This window comes from Bacillus salipaludis, assembly GCF_030938565.1.
Taxonomy (GTDB): Bacteria; Bacillota; Bacilli; order Bacillales; family Cytobacillaceae; genus Neobacillus; species Neobacillus salipaludis_A.
Window position 1 is genome coordinate 5,435,079 of record NZ_JAVGVR010000001.1, and the last position, 17,123, is coordinate 5,452,201.

The following is a 17,123-nucleotide window of genomic DNA, read 5'->3' on the forward strand; positions in this document are numbered from 1 at the left end:
TTTTTAAGATAATTGCTTTTCATAGGACTCTTGAAATTTTTGAATATCTCCTGCACCCATAAAAATAATCACACCATTATCAAAATTTTTAAGGACAGATGTATTCTCTTCTGAAAGAATCTCCGCTCCCTCTATTTTGTCCTGAAGATCCTTGATTGTAAGCTTTCCATGGTTTTCACGTGCAGAACCAAAAATTTCGCATAAATAGGCCTTATCCGCCTTGCGTAAGCTTTCAGCAAAATCTTCAAGAAACGCCTGCGTCCTTGTAAAGGTATGCGGCTGGAAAACGGTAATCAACTGACGATCAGGATATTTTTGTTTAGCCGCTTCAATTGTTGCTTTAATTTCAGTAGGATGGTGTGCATAATCATCAATTAAAATTTGTGAACCAATTCTTTTTTCCGAGAATCTTCTTTTTACTCCCTGGAACGTGCTTAATTGCTCCTTGACAATAGCCACATCAATTTCTTCGTAGTGGCAAAGGGCAATGACAGCAAGAGAATTTAAGACACTATGATCACCGAAGGTTGGAATTGTAAAGGAATCATAAAAAGTATTCCGGATAAACACATCGAAGCTAGTTCCATCTGTTGTTTTCACAAGATTTTTGGCTTGATAGTCATTCTCTTCATCAAAACCATAAAATAATACCGGAACCTTTGCTTGGATTTTTTGAAGCTGCTCATCATCACCGTATGCAAAAATTCCCTTTTTTACCTGTATGGCCATCTCTTGGAAGGCAGAGAAAACATCATCAATATTGGCAAAATAATCAGGATGGTCAAAGTCTATATTGGTCATGATTGCATAATCAGGGAAGTACGATAAAAAGTGCCTTCTGTATTCGCATGCTTCGAATACAAAATATTCAGCGCCTTCCTGCCCTTTCCCTGTACCATCGCCAATTAAAAACGATGTAGGTTTGGCTCCTTCCATAACATGAGCAAGCAACCCAGTAGTGGACGTCTTTCCATGGGCACCTGTAATCGCAATACTTGTAAAGTTTTGCATAAAATCTCCCAAGAAGCGATGGTAACGGACAATCGGAAGCCCCAGCTTCATCGCCTCTTGAATTTCTTCGTGGGTATCAGGAAAAGCATTTCCTGCAATAATGGTCATTCCCGGTTTAATATTTTCTTTTTGAAAGGGAAGGATCTTTATTCCTGATTGCTCAAGGGCTACCTGAGTGAAAAAGCGCTTTTCGACATCGGAGCCTTGCACTTCAAAATTCATATCGTGCAGAACCTGTGCCAACGCACTCATTCCAGACCCCTTAATACCTACAAAATGGTAAATAGTCATCTAAAGAACCTCCAACAAACGTCTATCTGTAAAACAGTATATGACATCTTACTTTATTTGCTAATTTTAACTATATTCTCATTGTAATCACATTTATATATTATAACACTCTTCGTTCTTAAAAACTATTTAAGAACTATTTACTTTTATTTCAAATATTTCATTTTTTAATTCAAAGAGTATTGGGTTATCCATTTGAATTCGCCTCATAAAAGGCTTCTAAATCCGATGCCGTAATTAAAACCTCACGCGGTTTACTTCCATTTGCACTGGAAATAAACCCATTTGCTTCAAGCATATCCATTAATCTTGCTGCACGGTTGTACCCGATTTTAAAACGGCGTTGCAAACTAGAGGTTGAGGCCGTGCCATGGTCAATGATAAACTCGCAGGCTTCATAAAAAAGTTCATCCTCCTCCTCTGTCACTTGCGCCTTCTTTAAAAGTTCTTCCTGTTCAAATAAATAATCCGGTTCCTGCTGCTCCCTTACATGTGCAACAACAAGGTCAATTTCTTCATCAGAAACAAATGTACCTTGCAAACGGACAGGCTTCGATGAACCATTTTCTAAAAAGAGCATGTCCCCCGTCCAAGCAATTTTTCCGCCCCGCTTATGTCAATGATTGTTCGCGAATCAATTTGTGATGAAACGGAAAAAGCAATTCGTGTTGGAATGTTTGCTTTGATTAGCCCTGTAATAACGTCTACAGAAGGTCTTTGGGTAGCCACGATTAAATGGATCCCACACGCTCTAGCCTTTTGGGCAATTCGGCAAATGGCTTCCTCAACATCTGCCGGTGACATCATCATTAAATCAGCTAACTCATCAATAATAATGACAATGAACGGCAGCTTGTCGGAATATCTCTTATGTTCCATTGCTAGTTCGTTAAAGCGGTTGATATCTCGGACACCTGTATGGGCAAAAAGCTCGTAGCGTCTTTCCATTTCCTCAACAGCCCATTTTAAGGCAGCTGTTGCAGCTTTTACATCCGTTATAACCGGGCTGACCAAATGTGGGATTCGATTATAAGGAGCTAATTCAACCATTTTGGGATCAATCAGCAATAACTTTAAATCTTCAGGACTAGCTTTAAATAATAAACTAACAAGGATTGTGTTAATACAAACACTTTTTCCCGACCCCGTAGCTCCGGCAATTAAGCCGTGCGGCATTTTTTTCAAATCAGTTACAATTGGTTTTCCTGAAATATCGAGCCCTAATACAGCCGTTAAGGGCGAGGTGGATTCCTTAAAAACATTACTTTGGATAATTTCATTTATAAAGACCGGCCGTGACTTTTGATTAGGAACTTCAATACCAATCGTATGCTTTCCTGGGATAGGAGCCTCAATCCGGATATCTCTAGCTGCAAGACTTAATTTAATATCATCACTAAGGTTTGTAATTTTATTTACCTTGACACCCGGCTCAGGCTGAACCTCAAAGCGTGTAACGGCTGGACCCTGTGTTACATTAACCACCTTTGCTCCAACGTTAAAATTTTGTAAGGTTTGGTTTAATAAATTTTCCTGGTTTTGAATCCACTCTGTATCTTTTTCAACTACAACTGGTGGACTCAACAAAGAAAATTCAGGAAATTGATAGGTATCCGCTGCCGAAATAGCCACTTCTTCATGGGCCACAGTTTTATCATAAGTGGCTGCCTCTTCTTTATGGGCATCAGGTTCATCATAAGTGGTTGCCTCTTCTTTATGGGCATCAGGTTCATCATAAGTGGTTGCCTCTTCTTTATGGGCATCGGGTTCATCATAAGTGGTTGCCTCTTCTTTATGGGCATCGGGTTCATCATAAGTGGTTGCCTCTTCTTTATGAGCATCAGGTTCATCATGAGTGGTTGCCTCTTCAAAATGGACCTTGATTTCATCATTAATGAATGCCTCTTTTTTCGGTGCAGCCTTCTCTATTTGAAAAATTGGCACTTCCTTCAATTCCTCATGAACCACTTTTACTTTCTTAACCGTTTCTATCGGCTTGTTTATTTCAGGCGGTATTCGGGAATCCATGCCCATTTTTCTTTGTATTTTTCTTTCTTCCCATTTCTCCTTATCCTGCTTTAACATCATGACATTGAATGGTAAATGGGACTGTTTTGGTCTTGGGTTCTCCGTATGCACCTGAACGGTTTCTACACTTATTTGTGGTGGTAAGTTTTCAGGTTCAACCGCTTGAACTGAAGGAATCTCTTGCTCACGATCCGGTATTGAATATGAAATATTTAAGGATGGCTCCAACCTTGAATCTTCCTCTTTTTCAATCTCCTCAACTAACGGACCGGGTTCTGTTACCAGGATAACAGGATTTTCATTTTGTTCCTGTGGTGGAACTTGAATCTCTTCCATCATTTTTTGACTGTTTTGGGTTGATTCTGTATCCTCTTTTATAAAATGAGTCAGCTCGTGCTCAACAATGATTGAATTGCTGCTTTTCACAGGTCTTTTAAATCCAAAAACTGGAGATGGAATTTCGGTTGCATGAAAAGGTCTGCTTTTTTTTGGCTCCTGCTCCTTTTGTATTTTAGGAGCTGCCTTTTTCTCTTGCACAACCTCAAAATGCTCTGTCTCTTTACTTTTTTGCTGTCTTTCTGTTCGCTTCTTTGAAGCTGCACCCTTATTTTCGATTGACTTTTCATCCGGGATAATAGGTAAACGAATTTTCCCTTTTGGATATTGGTAGGAAATACGGGCATCTATATCCCTGCCGCCTTCATTATTTTTTTTAGAGGGAAAGTCTCTCATTTCATTATGTATTCTAGAATGGTTCAGTTCATATTCGTAATCATTTTCATCTTCCTCATCATTTTTAAACCTTTGAAAAAAGTTTTGGATCCAGCTCAAAACTATCACTCTTTCTACTTTCATCTATTATTCTATTTTAGCAGTATTTGATAATATTTCGACAAGAAATCTAAAAATCAGTCGAAATATAGTGGAATAGGTTGGAATTCTTAAAATACAAATGAAAAAAGACCACTTTTTGTTGTGATCCTTCCTCATTTTTGTCACTTATTTTTTCCTAAAATAAAGATTGGTTCTAGTTCCCCATCCTCGTACAAAAATGACAATGCCGTGATGGGCACATGGCCATTAGCAAAGAAGCTCATCGCTAATTGTGCTAGAACATCATAGCCTCTGTCATTTCGAATATCCGCAATGACCAGCACATCCTGATGCGGTACAGCTAATACCATTGTTCCTGAAACTTTCTTTTGCATCTCATTTAAAAAGCCTTTATTTAAAATCCGGCTGGCATCATACCCATCATTTGTGTTAAGGAAATAAAAGACATTTCCAGCAACATGATCTTCCTTTAATGGGGTTGGAAGGGATCTGGCATTAAATAACGCAATTTCTCTTATCCGATTTGCTTCCCAACCCTCATTTTCCAGCACACGTGAATCAATTAAACGATACGTTTTTCCCATATCAATCGCATAATAGATTTTCGTCTCCGCTGTATGCTCATCGACTAAAAAAGGAACACCCTCTTCTGCTTCAGCCGGAAATGATGTAGAACGAATAACAGGGAAAATATGTTTCTCGTGGTTTGTTAACTGGATTTTATCTTCCATCGCCTTTAGGCCTTCTTCAACATAATAAACCACTTCATCAATCGCTTTTTCTTTATTGGTATGCCAATTAGCAATTATTCCAGATAAAGAAACCGTAATTCCTTTTCCAGCCGCAGAATTTTCGATTCGGAGCTGATCTTTATCACGGTTATACGTAAAGTTCCGACCAGGAGCCGCCAATCGCTGTTCTAATTCTTTTCGCATTTTCTTACTATCCATTTTCATCCTTATCCCTCCATATCAAAGGAGATGCGCACTTATTGTAACATAAGAAAAGCGGAAGCGCCCGTTTAGCACACGACAGGACTGGAGCGAGTCGATTGAGATAAAGGAAACACGAAGAGCGTTAGCGATTCGATGTTGACTTATCGTAGGGAGGCGAGTGAAGTACACTAGTCGCTGGGCGCTGGAGCTGGACAATTCTCAAAGTCGAATGTTAAATTTTCTTTTAAAAAAACTCCATCTCAAAAGGAGATGGAGAGAGAAACGTAATTATTTTAGGCCCTTGATGAAGTTTTCGATTTCCTCTTGGGTTTTTCGATCCTTACTAACAAAGCGACCAAGTTCTTTTCCATTTTCAAAGCCAATAAAGCTCGGAATTCCAAATACATCAAGCTGCTGGCAAAGATCTATAAACTGATCGCGGTCAACATGAACAAAAGTATATTCTTTAAAATTTTCTTCGATTTCAGGCAGGAACGGTTCAATAAAACGGCAATCCCCGCACCAGTTTGCTGAAAACATAAAAATCGTTTTTCCCTTATCCCGAAGTTGTTCAAATTGCTCCATAGACTCTAAATTTTTCAATTTCATTACCTCCTGCTTATTTTTTTATTGAATGAACAATCTGCATCATCGTTTTAGCGTCATCTGCTAAACTGCTTGTTTTAGTTTGAGTGGTCATCTTGGTTCCACCAATTCCTACCGTAACTTCATTCAAATCATCCTTCAAATGTTTTACCAAGATAAATCCAAGTTCATTATTTTTCTTAAATTTTTCATTTGTATAAAGATGCTTATATTGTGCCACTGTTGCTTTGTAAACTACTTCACTTGCCAAATCTTCTTGCGGATTATTAAATAGGATAAAAGTTCTTGAACCATTTTTTAAAACTATATTATTAGGCGATTTATCATTAATCTCATAGCCAAATGGCAGGTAAAATTGGAATTCTCCGCTTTTTTTGTTAGGCTTCTTCGTGTCTTCATTAAAAGTAGTTTTGACAGTTTCAACAGCGGTCTTACTTGCCTCTTTCAATGATGGCTTCCCACAGGAACTTAATATGAGAATAGCTAGGATACAAATAAAAATTGTCTTAAAGAATTTCAGATGATTTCCCTCCTTTTTCGACCATTCCTATATACATCATACCTTTCACATTCTTTACATGACAAGGTATTTGTCGATATTTGTTGTCGAAACAAGGAGAAATTTCTTTATTCCCTATTTATTTGATAGGTGTATTGTCCAACTAGCAGCTTCACGATATGGGTAAACATTTCATCCCGTTTAATGAATCCATTGGTAAAAATTCCGATTGCACCTTCTTTTTTACGGACATTTTCCTTGTTGGAGAAATCCTCCATTACTGGCCCTAATTCTTCTCCTGCCCTCAAACGTGCCGCAACTTCTTCAGGGAGCAGAATTCTTGCTCCTCCAGCAATAATCGGTTCTCTGCCTTTTGCAACAAGTGCCCCCCAATTTACAATTAATAGCCCATGTTTGGATTCTTGGACACCGCCTTCAAGTCCAATACCTAGATCACCATTTCCTTGTCCTAGAGCCCCCTGTGCCCGATTGATTGCTCCTTGAATTGTTTCATCATCCGAAAACGGCTGGTCACTTACTTCTGACGGGATATCTAAGGAGAGAAACTCCGCTTCTGTTTCAACAAATGCATTTTTAACTGCGGAAATTTTAGCAGGGTTCTTAGTTCCGATAATGATTTTCATGGTGCCGCTCCTTTTTTCGCTAAAAAGAGGCATATCCAAATGCCCCCTCTTAATATTTAACTATTTGCTTTTATAGAATCTACCGTTGATTTGTCACATGCTTTTACAAGTTTGACTAATAATTCTTTAGCTGCGGCATAATCATCTACATGAATAATCGAAGCATGGGTATGGATGTAGCGAGAGCATATTCCGATTACGGCGCTTGGAACACCTTCATTGGACAAGTGAACCCTTCCTGCATCTGTACCGCCTTGCGACACGAAATATTGATATGGAATACTATGGGTTTCAGCCATATCGAGGACGAATTCTCTCATTCCACGATGGGTAACCATTGAGCGATCAAGGATTCGCAGCAATGTCCCTTTTCCTAACTGGCCAAATTCTGACTTCTTCCCTGACATATCATTAGCAGGGCTTGCATCTAGTGCAAAAAAGATATCAGGATTAATCATATTGGCAGCAGTCTGTGCACCTCTTAATCCTACTTCTTCTTGGACCGTAGCTCCGGAATATAGAGTATTTGGCAAAATTTCATCCTTTACTGCCTGAAGTAGTTCAATCGCTAATCCGCAGCCATAACGATTATCCCAAGCCTTCGCTAAAATTTTCTTCTCATTGGCCATTGGAGTAAATGGACAAATCGGTAAAATTGCCTGACCTGGCTTAATGCCAATCCTCTTCGCATCCTCACGGTCATCCGCACCAATGTCAATCAGCATATTCTTGATTTCCATCGGTTTATTTTTCTTTGAATCATCGAGTAAATGAGGAGGAATTGAGCCCACGACGCCAATAACTGGGCCATTTTTCGTCATGATTTGAACCCGCTGTGCTAAAAGAACCTGGCTCCACCAGCCGCCAAGTGTTTGGAAACGAATCATTCCGTTATCGGTAATGGAAGTAACCATAAAGCCCACTTCATCCATATGTCCTGCTACCATTACGGTGGGACCACTCTCATTACTCCTTTTCACACCGAAAATACTTCCAAGGTTATCTTGAATAATTTCATCCGCATAAGGTGTTAAATGTTCCCGCATAAATTTTCTCACAAGATGTTCATTTCAGGAGCGCCGGGAAGCTCTGTCAAGGTTTGAAAAAGCTTTAATGTTTGTTCGTTCATTTTCAAACTCCTTAAAATTTATTTATGTATACATTTATTTTACAGAATCATTTCCTAGATGACCAACATTTCAAATCGCCAATGGTTATATTATGTTCAGACCATTAAATACGATATACTAAAAGGAGAATTCTTAACCGAAACGTTTTCTTTTCTAAATCATATTTCGGAGGTACAGAAGGTATGAACTGGAAATCATTTATCATTGGTGCGGCAGCAGGAGCAATAAGCAGTTTAGCAGTAAGAGAAATCATTTCAAAAAATTCAACAGTTTCACCTGAGCGGGTATTAGCAAATGTAAAAAAACAGTTTAAACAAAACGGAGACATCAACGGGTCATGGATACATATGGAAGCTGTGCCCTACCAAAAGCAACATATCCATTATCAAGTATATAAAGGCGGCATATCCAAAAATAACGAGGGTACAGCCGAGCAATATGAATTTGTCGCTGATGCTAAAACGGGAACGGTCATAGACGTTCATGTTACCAAGTAAATAGAATAAAAACGGGCCGTACTGATAGGTACGCCCCATTTTTTTTAGTTTCTTTTAATGGCATCCGTTAGTTGTCCGTCTAGATCCCATTTAACTGCACGATAAAAAGCATCATGATAAAAGGTAAGCCAGGCATTTTTCTCAAGGGCATATGGCAGCCATTTTTCTTTTGCGGCAATCGAATCCATTGGGTAATCATCATAGGCCATTACCCAGAGCACATTTTGATGGGCGTGAGTTGCCAGTAAATCCGCCATATGAATGGCAACCTCATCGCCATCTTCAATGAGTAAAATCGAATGTCCATTACTATGTCCACCGGTATGAATCAAGGTGAGGGAACCTAAGTTCCACTTTTCATCAAAGGGTATGACCTGTTTTTCAATTGCCTGCCAATTTTCCTTCCAATATGTATTTTTGGAGCGGATATTAGGGGTACGCATTTCATCCCATTCAATTTTTGACGTAATAATTTTCGCATTTGGAAAAGCTGAAACATATTCCCCATCAACAAGTTTCGTAAGACCGCCTGCATGATCAAAATGCAAATGAGTCATAAGAACGTAATCAATTTCTTCCGGTTTTAGTCCTACTTTTTCAAGAGATGAATCCAATTCCGATTCTTTTGTTACCCCAAAATTCCGCAATTGTTTTTCTGTTAATTTTCCTTTTCCGATTCCGGACTCAACTAATATTTTCATCCCATCCATTTGAATTAATATCGGATCTGTCGGACATTCAATTTGGTTTTTTTCGTTAGCCCGATATTTTCTATCCCACAATATTTTTGGAACAACACCAAACATCGCACCGCCATCCAAGTTTGTAACTCCTCCGGTAAGCCATGTAAGCGTTACCCTTCCAATTTGTAATTTTTCCACGGACCTCTCCTCCTCTTCCTTTATTTTACCATTGTCTGATAATTCAGGAAAACAAAAAAGACAGCCCTATAAAGAACTGTCCTTTCCTTCATTTTGATATTTTACTTCTGAACGGTATATGCGGTTGCCTTTTTCAGAGAATTTTTGTTCATATTCTGTCATGATATTCCCTTCATAATCACTGTTATGAAGGTCGAGACTGACAAATTTCAATAATAAACCATATTCCGAAAAGCTCCTTAACGAATATTCAAATAAACCTTGATTATCCGTTTTAAAATGAATTTCCCCACCATCGATTAATATGTCCTCATACTTTTTCAAAAAGTCTTTATACATTAATCTTCTTTTTTCATGACGTACTTTTGGCCATGGATCGGAAAAATTCAAATACACGCGAGCCACATCGTTTTTTGCAAAGTATTTTTCTAAATCCTCTGCATTAACATTTAATAGCTTAAGGTTCGGTAAATCCGCTTCAATTAAGCGATCTAAAGCCGCAACAATCACGCTGTCGTATACCTCAATCCCCATATAATTAATGTCCGGGTGAGCCTTCGCCATTTCTGTAATAAAACGGCCTTTGCCTGTTCCAATTTCGATGTGAAGCGGCTGATCTTTCACAAATGCTTCCTTCCATCTTCCTTTAAAATCTTCAGGATTGGGAACTATATATTGTGGGTGCTGCTCTATTTTCTCCTTTGCCCAAGGCTTATTTCGAAGTCTCATTTTTACACTCCTAAAAATATTTTCGTTCAAACTTTAACATGCTATGATCCATAAGTGCAAGGCGAATCTTTTGGAAATCAAGTAACTTAGATGCAATGTATAAACAAAAAAAGAATTCACAACCTAACTGTGAATTCTACTTATTATCACTTGAAAGGGTGTTACGCTATGCCATTAAGTCACCAAGACCAAGTTACGTTACTAAAAGATATATTAAGCAATCATCAAACAGATTGCTGTGGATCTGTTGCTGAATGTGAACAATTGGAACGTTTAGTAAAATCCCTTATGGTTAATACACAAGTCGATCAAAATGTAAAAAGCATTTTGCAGGAAGTTTATCAGTACAGCCAAAATGGAGCTCAGACTGCTGATTTAGACCAGCATATCCTTTCAAACCAAGAAAACCTATCCGGGTGGGTTAGTAATATTGATCAATTCTCATAATTAAAGAATGACATTTAAAAACTTAACCCACTTATCCATTTCCTGAAATCTACTTTTATTTTTATGCCATTGTATGGAAGATATAGTTTGAATGGCCACATACCATTTCATTCTCAGTCTTAAATCGTCTGTTAACATTTTTCCATACATCGCTAACCATTTGTCCCAGCTTTCTTCTGAAATATACCAATAAAGCAGTAATCCTAAATCAATAGCAGGGTCAGCAATCATGGCACCGTCCCAATCAATCAAATACAACTGGTTGTTTTCATCGAGCAGCCAGTTGTTATGATTAACATCACCATGGCAAACAACCTTTTCCTCGCTATAAATATTTGATACTTCTTCTTTTAAAAAGTCCATCGTTTTTTGCACTTCCGGTAATCCCAGGACCTCTGAATCTAATTGTGATTGCACGGATTGAAAAATCGTTTCAGGAGACATTGCCGTTTTTTCCAGGCGGCTTAACATGCCTAGCATTGGCTCCGAGCGATGAATTTTCTTCAAAAGTTTTGCGACGACTTCTTGATCCATTTCAGCCGGCTTAAGTTCTCTTCCGGAAAGCCATTGCTGTGCTGTTATCACATCACCATTTTCCAATCGTTTTGTCCAAACAAGCTTCGGGACAATGCCTTCAGCAGATAAGACTGCAAGAAATGGAGAAGAATTACGTTTCAGAAAAAGCTTTTGATCCTGATACCGGGCAAAAAAAGCTTCTCCAGTCGCTCCACCAGCCGGGACAATTTCCCATTCTTGTCCAAGTAAATGTTCCAAAATTGTTCACCTTCAATTATGACCGTTCTAATGGGGTACTAGCCCATTTTATTCCGAAGTAAAATCCTTGCTGCTGGAAGGTTCTTTCTTTCCCTGTAATACTTCACAGCTTAAAAATTTAAGGAGAATTTATACTAAATAATTAAAATAAAAAAAGCTATTGATATCATTTCACACAATAGCCATCTTAATAAATTTTATCCCCAAAGAGCTTTTTTCGTCAAGTAAATCTAAAGAATCTATTTTTTCGCAAAAATATTTATACTGATAGGTTGAATTTTTATTTCTCCCCCAGAAATCCTTTTGCTCATAGAAATCCCAGCCTCATAATGGTCAGCTAACACGTACCATTCTCCTTCTGGAAGGCTGATTATTTCTTCATTTTTTCTTGGATTTATGGCAAGAATGACTTCACGATATTCTCCATTTTTATTTTGATAGACAAAGGTGATGAGCGGAGCGTGAAGGGGACTTTGTTTCATGGATGAGCGGATTTCCTCAGCGGTGCGTAATCTAAAACAGGATAATTTTTTTCGAATTTCTATTAAACCTTTTATATATTGAACACTATTTATATAACGGCTTTTTCGATTCCAATCCATTTGGTTTATAAAATCAGGTGATCGATAGCTATTCCCTTCACCTTGCTTCGTGCGAAAGAATTCTTGCCCGCTATGAAGAAAAGGAACTCCCTGTGACAAAATCACCAGGGCTGTTGCAAGCAAATGATATTTTATTCGAATGGATTCATCTTCCGTTCGATAGCATGCCAATAGTTTATCCCACATTGTATGATTATCGTGACATTCCACATAATTGACTGTTTGAGAGGGCTCATTAAATAACTTATTTTCCTTTTTCAAAACCCCAACACTGCCGGCAATTAAATCGGCTGCTGCCTCATAGTGATGTTCATTTCCAAAGGCATATCCTTTATCAAATAAATTAAAGGTGCTCCCTTTAATCGTATCCCGGAATTTATCATTAAATTGAGCAATAGTGGGAAGTTTGGACTGGTTTTGAATGATTGCCTTTTTATCAAGCGGAAGGGGCGTATTTAAATTCCAACCCTCACCAATTAACAAAATCCCCTTAGCCAATCGATCACACATCTTTCTGACTTCGGACATGGTTTCCACATCAAGAATTCCCATTAAGTCAAAACGGAAACCATCAATATGGTATTCTTCCAGCCAGAAACGAATGGAATCAAGAATAAACTTTCTTACCATTTTTCTTTCTGATGCAATATCATTTCCAACTCCTGTACCGTTTGAGGGCATCCCAAATTCATTATGACGGAAATAATAGCCCGGTACTATTTTTTCAAATGGGGAGTTTTCACGACTGTACACATGATTATATACGACATCCATTATTACCTTTAAACCTTTATAATGAACTTGATCAATTAACTGCTTTAGTTCCTTAATTCTGGAATAGGGATCAGTTGGGTCGGTAGCATAGCTTCCATCAGGGGCATTAAAATGTACAGGGTTATAGCCCCAGTTATATTCCTTTTTTGCTTCTAATTCATTTACCCCGGCAAAATCATGAAAGGGTAAAAATTCAATATGAGTTATTCCTAAATCTTTTAAATAAGATAGACCTGTCACGTCTCCTTCTTTTCTTTTTGTATCAATTTCCCCTGCACCAAGATAAAGCCCTTTGTGCCTTACTCCACTATTGGGATGGATGGTAAAATCCCTGATATGTGTTTCATAAATAATCGCATCGACTGGATTTTCCAATTCAGGCAAGGGGATTTTCGGTCTCGCCGTTTTTTCCAACTTAACGATTACTCCTCGCTCCCCATTGACCGAAACAGCTGTAGCATATGGGTCAACAGCTTCCTGCCATACTTGATTCACAAGGACTAGAAAAGTATAGTGATGATAGTCTAAATCACGATGGACTATTGCAGACCAAACCCCTCTATCATGTCGCTTCATTTTTACAATTTCAGCATATGGACCCTGAGGCTGCCGTAGTTTGACTTTCACTTGGGTAGCAGTCGGTGCCCATAGTTTAAATTGGGTATAAGTTTCCGTACATTTTGCCCCAAGGTCATCTCCATCGTAATAATATTTTTTATCGAATAATTCTGTACGAATCACTGCACCTATTTGTAGGTCTGTTTTACCACCATGCTCATCCATTATCCAGTATACTTTTCCAAAACTAATTTCATCTGCAAGCTGACAAACATATTTATTATTATTTTCAATTCGTCTCTTCTCGAGTATCTTTAGAGGCTGTGTCTTAATTCCATCACTTATCGAAAATGTTGCGGACATACCTTGGTAATATGAAAGAGGAAGAAGAATCGCAATGATCTTCATCTCATCCAAGTAGGCAAGAAAATTTCGTTCACTGGAAATCATTCGAATCCCTCTCTTTCAAACCAAATTCTTGTAAATTTTGTTTACTGTCAGAATTTTTAATGCCTTTGATTTTGAGCTGTATCTTTATCGGAGTATAACCAATAAACTCCCCGTCAGCATGGGCAAAAAGGGGGGCTGATGATTGAATAGAAATATTCTTGCCTTTAAGCATTTTTACTTCCTTAAAAAGAACATGTTTTCCCCAAAAAACACTAATAAATACTAATAACAGTTTCAGCCTTGATAATTGATGGACAACTGTAATATCAAAAACGCCATCATTTGGCTTGGCATCTGGAGCAATCTTCATACCACCGCCATAAAAGGGTTGATTCGAAACTGTGACAAACCATGTATGTTCAAATATATGCGTTTTACCATCAATTGATAAACGAATTGTTGAACGTTTATACTTAAAAAGTTTAATCAATAAAAAATAAACATATACTAACCTTCCCAAGGATAGGCTATTTAAGACGGATTTAATCTTTGAACGATTCACATCATATGAAATCAGCGCATCAAACCCAACACCCATATTGTTTATAAAATAGCAAACTGCTTGATTCCCCCTATCGATTTTCCCAATATCAACGCTGGCTTCAATTTGCATTAAATGGAGTAGTGCATTAAGGGCCAGCTTCGGATTAGAAGGAATTTCAAATCCTCTCGAAAAATCATTTCCTGATCCTCCCGGAATAAATCCAAGAGTGATATTATTATAGTTTACAACTCCATTCATCACTTCATGCATGGTTCCATCACCGCCAAGTGCAACGATGATGGTGTGCTCCTCAACACTCTCCGCAATTTGCGATGCAAGTGTTTTTGCATGTCCCGGGGAATTCGTAAAAAACGCTATATATGGTATTTGCTCGACCTTTAATTGGCTCTCAATCTTCCTCCAGATTTTTTTACAGGTCCCGTTTCCTGCCTTGGGATTAATAATAAAGTAGATGGTCTTCATACCGAATCAACCTTTTTATTTTATTAGAGGGAAAATTTCCTTTACTTCATATTTTGGTGTTTTCTCTAAATGGGTTTGAAATAAAACCACTTCACTAGCTATAAAAGCAAGGGGTTCCGGCTGTAGTTCCTGCCAAACATCAAGTTTATCATGATGAAAGGCTTGATCCCCTGTCCATTTCCTTGCAAGGGTGATGTGAGGACGAAACGGTCTTGTTTCAAGCTGAAAACCTGAATTTTCACATGCTGTAAATACTTTTCTTCTTACCAATTGAAGTTCATCACTTTTTATCGTATCCGCCCAAAAGATACGGGGGGATTCTTTACGTCCAAAAGTTCCAAGTTGGTTGATTTGCAGTGAAAAAGAAGATGTTCCCCATAGTTCTTTACTGACGTTTTCTATTGATTTTTCAAGTTGATCTGAAGGTGCAAATCCTAAAAAGGCTAAAGTAATATGTAAATCTTCATGATGTACCCAGCGGTTAAAAGGAAGGGACTGTTTTAATTTTTCACAATGGTCTTTCATAATTAATTTTATTTCTTTTGGAATTGGTACAGCGTAAAAAAAATGAGTTTGATGATTCATTTCTAATTCCTTCCTTTACTTAATTTTAGTCGATTTGCCTCCATTTGTATCTAAAACAAAATCCAGAGGTTTCCGATATTTTTTACATTGTTTAAGAGTTTTATAAAAAATTGCAACAAACTGATTGGAAAAGGTGTGTGGCAAGTTTTATATTGAATCGCTCCCTGTTGATTGGAGCGGAAGGTGCGAAGACTCCTGCGGGAGTACGGGGCAGGGGAGACCCCGCAGGCGCCAAAGCGCCGAGGAGGCTCCCCGGCACGCCCGCGGAAAGCGAAGCACCTGGAGCGGAAATCAACAGGCCCATTAACATAGGTAATCTTTAAATAATTGGATTTTGCAAACTTCACAAATATCCTTAAAAAAAGACGTGCAGCAGTGGGTTGCTGACACGTCTTTACTTTTTTGCTTATTCTTCTTTTGCCAGTTCATAGATTGCTTGTGCGTAGATGGCTGTGGCTTTGAATAAATCCTCAAGATCAATATATTCGTCCTTTTGGTGGGCTACATCCGGTCTTCCCGGGAATAATGGCCCAAAGGCTACACCTGCCTTAAGAGAACGTGCATAGGTTCCACCGCCAATTGCCAGCAGATCCGCTTGCTCACCCGTTTGCTCTTCGTAAACCTTCTTTAACGTCTGAATCAAGAAATCCTTTTCATCAACATAATGCGGTTTAGAATCTGAAAAGTTTTCAATCGTAAAACCTTCGTTTTTCAACAGCGCGTCTAATTTTTCTTTTGTTGCTTCCATCTTGTTAGTGACAGGGTATCTGCATGTCATTCCGATTGTCCCACCGGACTCTTTTGTATAAGAGAACTTACCAGGATTGATGGTTAATTCCCCTGAAATATCATCCGAAAAAGCAACTCCCAAATGAACTCCCCTTGAATCATCAAAAAAATAACGGGAAACAAATTGAAAATATCGGGCTGCTTTTCGATCTAAATTGAGCTTTGAAAGAAACTCTGATAAGAATAGGCCTGCATTTTTACCGTTTCTTGGCTCCATTCCGTGAGCAGAAATTCCCTTTACTTCTAAAGTGAGCTCTTGATTTTCTTCTGAATATTGATGATCGAGTTTATATTGGTTCATAAAATTTGTAAACATTTCAGTGATCTCTGCCTGATTCTCCTTAATCTGAATTACTGCCTTTGCGTAATCAGGAACCATATTATATCTTTTCCCTGAAAGAAAGGTTTGAACTTCAACATTTGCATCTGTATTAACCTGATCCGTTCCTATTTGAACCATATCAAAGTCGGAAATTCCCTTTTCTGCGTTAATAATCGGAAAGTCAGCATCCGGAGCGAACCCAAGAGAAGGCATTTCTTCATGCTGAAAATAATGTTCCACACAGCGCCAATTGCTTTCTTCATCCGTTCCAATAATCATTCGTACCCGTTTCTTCAACGGCAGACCAAGTTCCTTCACAATTTTCATGGCATAATAAGCTGCTATTGTCGGCCCTTTATCATCAATCGCTCCCCTTGCATAGATTCTTCCATCTCGCACTTCAGCTGCATAAGGATTACTTGTCCAGCCGTCCCCCTCTGGAACAACATCGACATGGCAGAGAATTCCTAGCAAATCCCTCCCCTCTCCAAACTCCAGGTGACCAGCTAGATTCCCAACATTTTTAGGGATAAACCCATCCTTCTCCCCTAGAGTCAGCATGTAATCTAATGCTTCTTTCACCCCTTTACCAAGTGGGGCATCCTGCGTAGCATTTTCTTCATCTAATAGGCTTTTAATATGTAATAGTCCCTGTGCATCTTTGAGCAGTGCCTCTTTTCTTTTTTCCACCTCAATGATCCAATCAATCTTTGTCAATTCAAATGCCTCCTAAAGCAAATATGATACGTAAAGACAATATTATTATTGCA

General features: G+C 38.4%; 14 protein-coding genes and 2 pseudogenes. 2 read left to right on the plus strand and 14 right to left on the minus strand.

Annotated elements, in window-relative coordinates; translation table 11 throughout:
* Window positions 1–3: 3 nt before the first annotated feature.
* From murC to RCG21_RS27095, 7 genes and pseudogenes are all read right to left on the minus strand, one after another.
* On the minus strand, window positions 4–1,302 hold the full coding sequence (gene murC / locus RCG21_RS27065; RefSeq protein ID WP_133334306.1) for a UDP-N-acetylmuramate--L-alanine ligase: 1,299 nt from the start codon (window positions 1,300–1,302) through the stop codon (window positions 4–6).
* 187 nt (window positions 1,303–1,489) lie between these two features.
* Window positions 1,490–2,913 (minus strand): annotated as a pseudogene (locus RCG21_RS33725) (DNA translocase FtsK); the annotation flags it as partial.
* A gap of 1,412 nt (window positions 2,914–4,325) precedes the next feature.
* Complete coding sequence (locus tag RCG21_RS27075; protein ID WP_235824786.1) at window positions 4,326–5,120, minus strand: DUF1444 domain-containing protein; 795 nt, start codon at window positions 5,118–5,120, stop codon at window positions 4,326–4,328.
* Window positions 5,121–5,387: 267 nt separating this feature from the next.
* On the minus strand, window positions 5,388–5,702 hold the full coding sequence (locus RCG21_RS27080) for a thioredoxin family protein (RefSeq protein WP_133334304.1): 315 nt from the start codon (window positions 5,700–5,702) through the stop codon (window positions 5,388–5,390).
* Between the two features lie 16 nt (window positions 5,703–5,718).
* Complete coding sequence (locus RCG21_RS27085; RefSeq protein WP_133334303.1) at window positions 5,719–6,153, minus strand: hypothetical protein; 435 nt, start codon at window positions 6,151–6,153, stop codon at window positions 5,719–5,721.
* Window positions 6,154–6,332: 179 nt separating this feature from the next.
* Window positions 6,333–6,848, minus strand: coding sequence for a DUF84 family protein (locus tag RCG21_RS27090; RefSeq protein ID WP_133334302.1), 516 nt, complete (start codon window positions 6,846–6,848; stop codon window positions 6,333–6,335).
* A gap of 56 nt (window positions 6,849–6,904) precedes the next feature.
* Window positions 6,905–7,977, minus strand: a pseudogene (locus RCG21_RS27095) (M42 family metallopeptidase).
* Between the two features lie 183 nt (window positions 7,978–8,160).
* Here RCG21_RS27095 and RCG21_RS27100 point away from each other — a divergent pair.
* On the plus strand, window positions 8,161–8,475 hold the full coding sequence (locus RCG21_RS27100; RefSeq protein ID WP_133334300.1) for a PepSY domain-containing protein: 315 nt from the start codon (window positions 8,161–8,163) through the stop codon (window positions 8,473–8,475).
* A gap of 44 nt (window positions 8,476–8,519) precedes the next feature.
* On the opposite strand, the gene RCG21_RS27105 is transcribed toward RCG21_RS27100, so the two are convergent.
* Window positions 8,520–9,356 (minus strand): YtnP family quorum-quenching lactonase, encoded by an 837-nt coding sequence (locus tag RCG21_RS27105; protein ID WP_133334299.1) that lies wholly within the window; start codon window positions 9,354–9,356, stop codon window positions 8,520–8,522.
* 66 nt (window positions 9,357–9,422) lie between these two features.
* Window positions 9,423–10,085: a tRNA (guanosine(46)-N7)-methyltransferase TrmB gene (gene trmB / locus RCG21_RS27110; protein ID WP_133334298.1), complete on the minus strand. Its 663-nt coding sequence runs from the start codon at window positions 10,083–10,085 to the stop codon at window positions 9,423–9,425.
* Window positions 10,086–10,253: 168 nt separating this feature from the next.
* Here trmB and RCG21_RS27115 point away from each other — a divergent pair, with 168 nt between their 5' ends.
* Complete coding sequence (locus RCG21_RS27115) at window positions 10,254–10,532, plus strand: YtzH-like family protein (protein WP_026572154.1); 279 nt, start codon at window positions 10,254–10,256, stop codon at window positions 10,530–10,532.
* Here RCG21_RS27115 and RCG21_RS27120 read toward each other — a convergent pair whose 3' ends face one another.
* The 5 genes from RCG21_RS27120 to pepV form a co-directional block, all read right to left on the minus strand.
* Complete coding sequence (locus RCG21_RS27120) at window positions 10,533–11,306, minus strand: phosphotransferase family protein (protein ID WP_133334297.1); 774 nt, start codon at window positions 11,304–11,306, stop codon at window positions 10,533–10,535.
* A 239-nt stretch (window positions 11,307–11,545) separates the two neighbouring features.
* Window positions 11,546–13,690, minus strand: a complete 2,145-nt coding sequence (gene pulA, locus RCG21_RS27125) for a type I pullulanase (RefSeq protein WP_308913942.1) — start codon at window positions 13,688–13,690, stop codon at window positions 11,546–11,548.
* Window positions 13,677–14,657 carry a diacylglycerol/lipid kinase family protein gene (locus RCG21_RS27130; protein ID WP_308913943.1) on the minus strand — a complete coding sequence of 327 codons (981 nt, stop codon included), beginning with the start codon at window positions 14,655–14,657 and terminating at the stop codon, window positions 13,677–13,679. The genes pulA and RCG21_RS27130 overlap by 14 nt, the downstream gene beginning before the upstream one ends.
* A gap of 15 nt (window positions 14,658–14,672) precedes the next feature.
* Window positions 14,673–15,242: an RNA 2',3'-cyclic phosphodiesterase gene (gene thpR, locus RCG21_RS27135; RefSeq protein ID WP_133334294.1), complete on the minus strand. Its 570-nt coding sequence runs from the start codon at window positions 15,240–15,242 to the stop codon at window positions 14,673–14,675.
* Window positions 15,243–15,648: 406 nt separating this feature from the next.
* Window positions 15,649–17,070, minus strand: coding sequence for a dipeptidase PepV (gene pepV / locus RCG21_RS27140; protein WP_133334293.1), 1,422 nt, complete (start codon window positions 17,068–17,070; stop codon window positions 15,649–15,651).
* Window positions 17,071–17,123 lie beyond the last annotated feature (53 nt).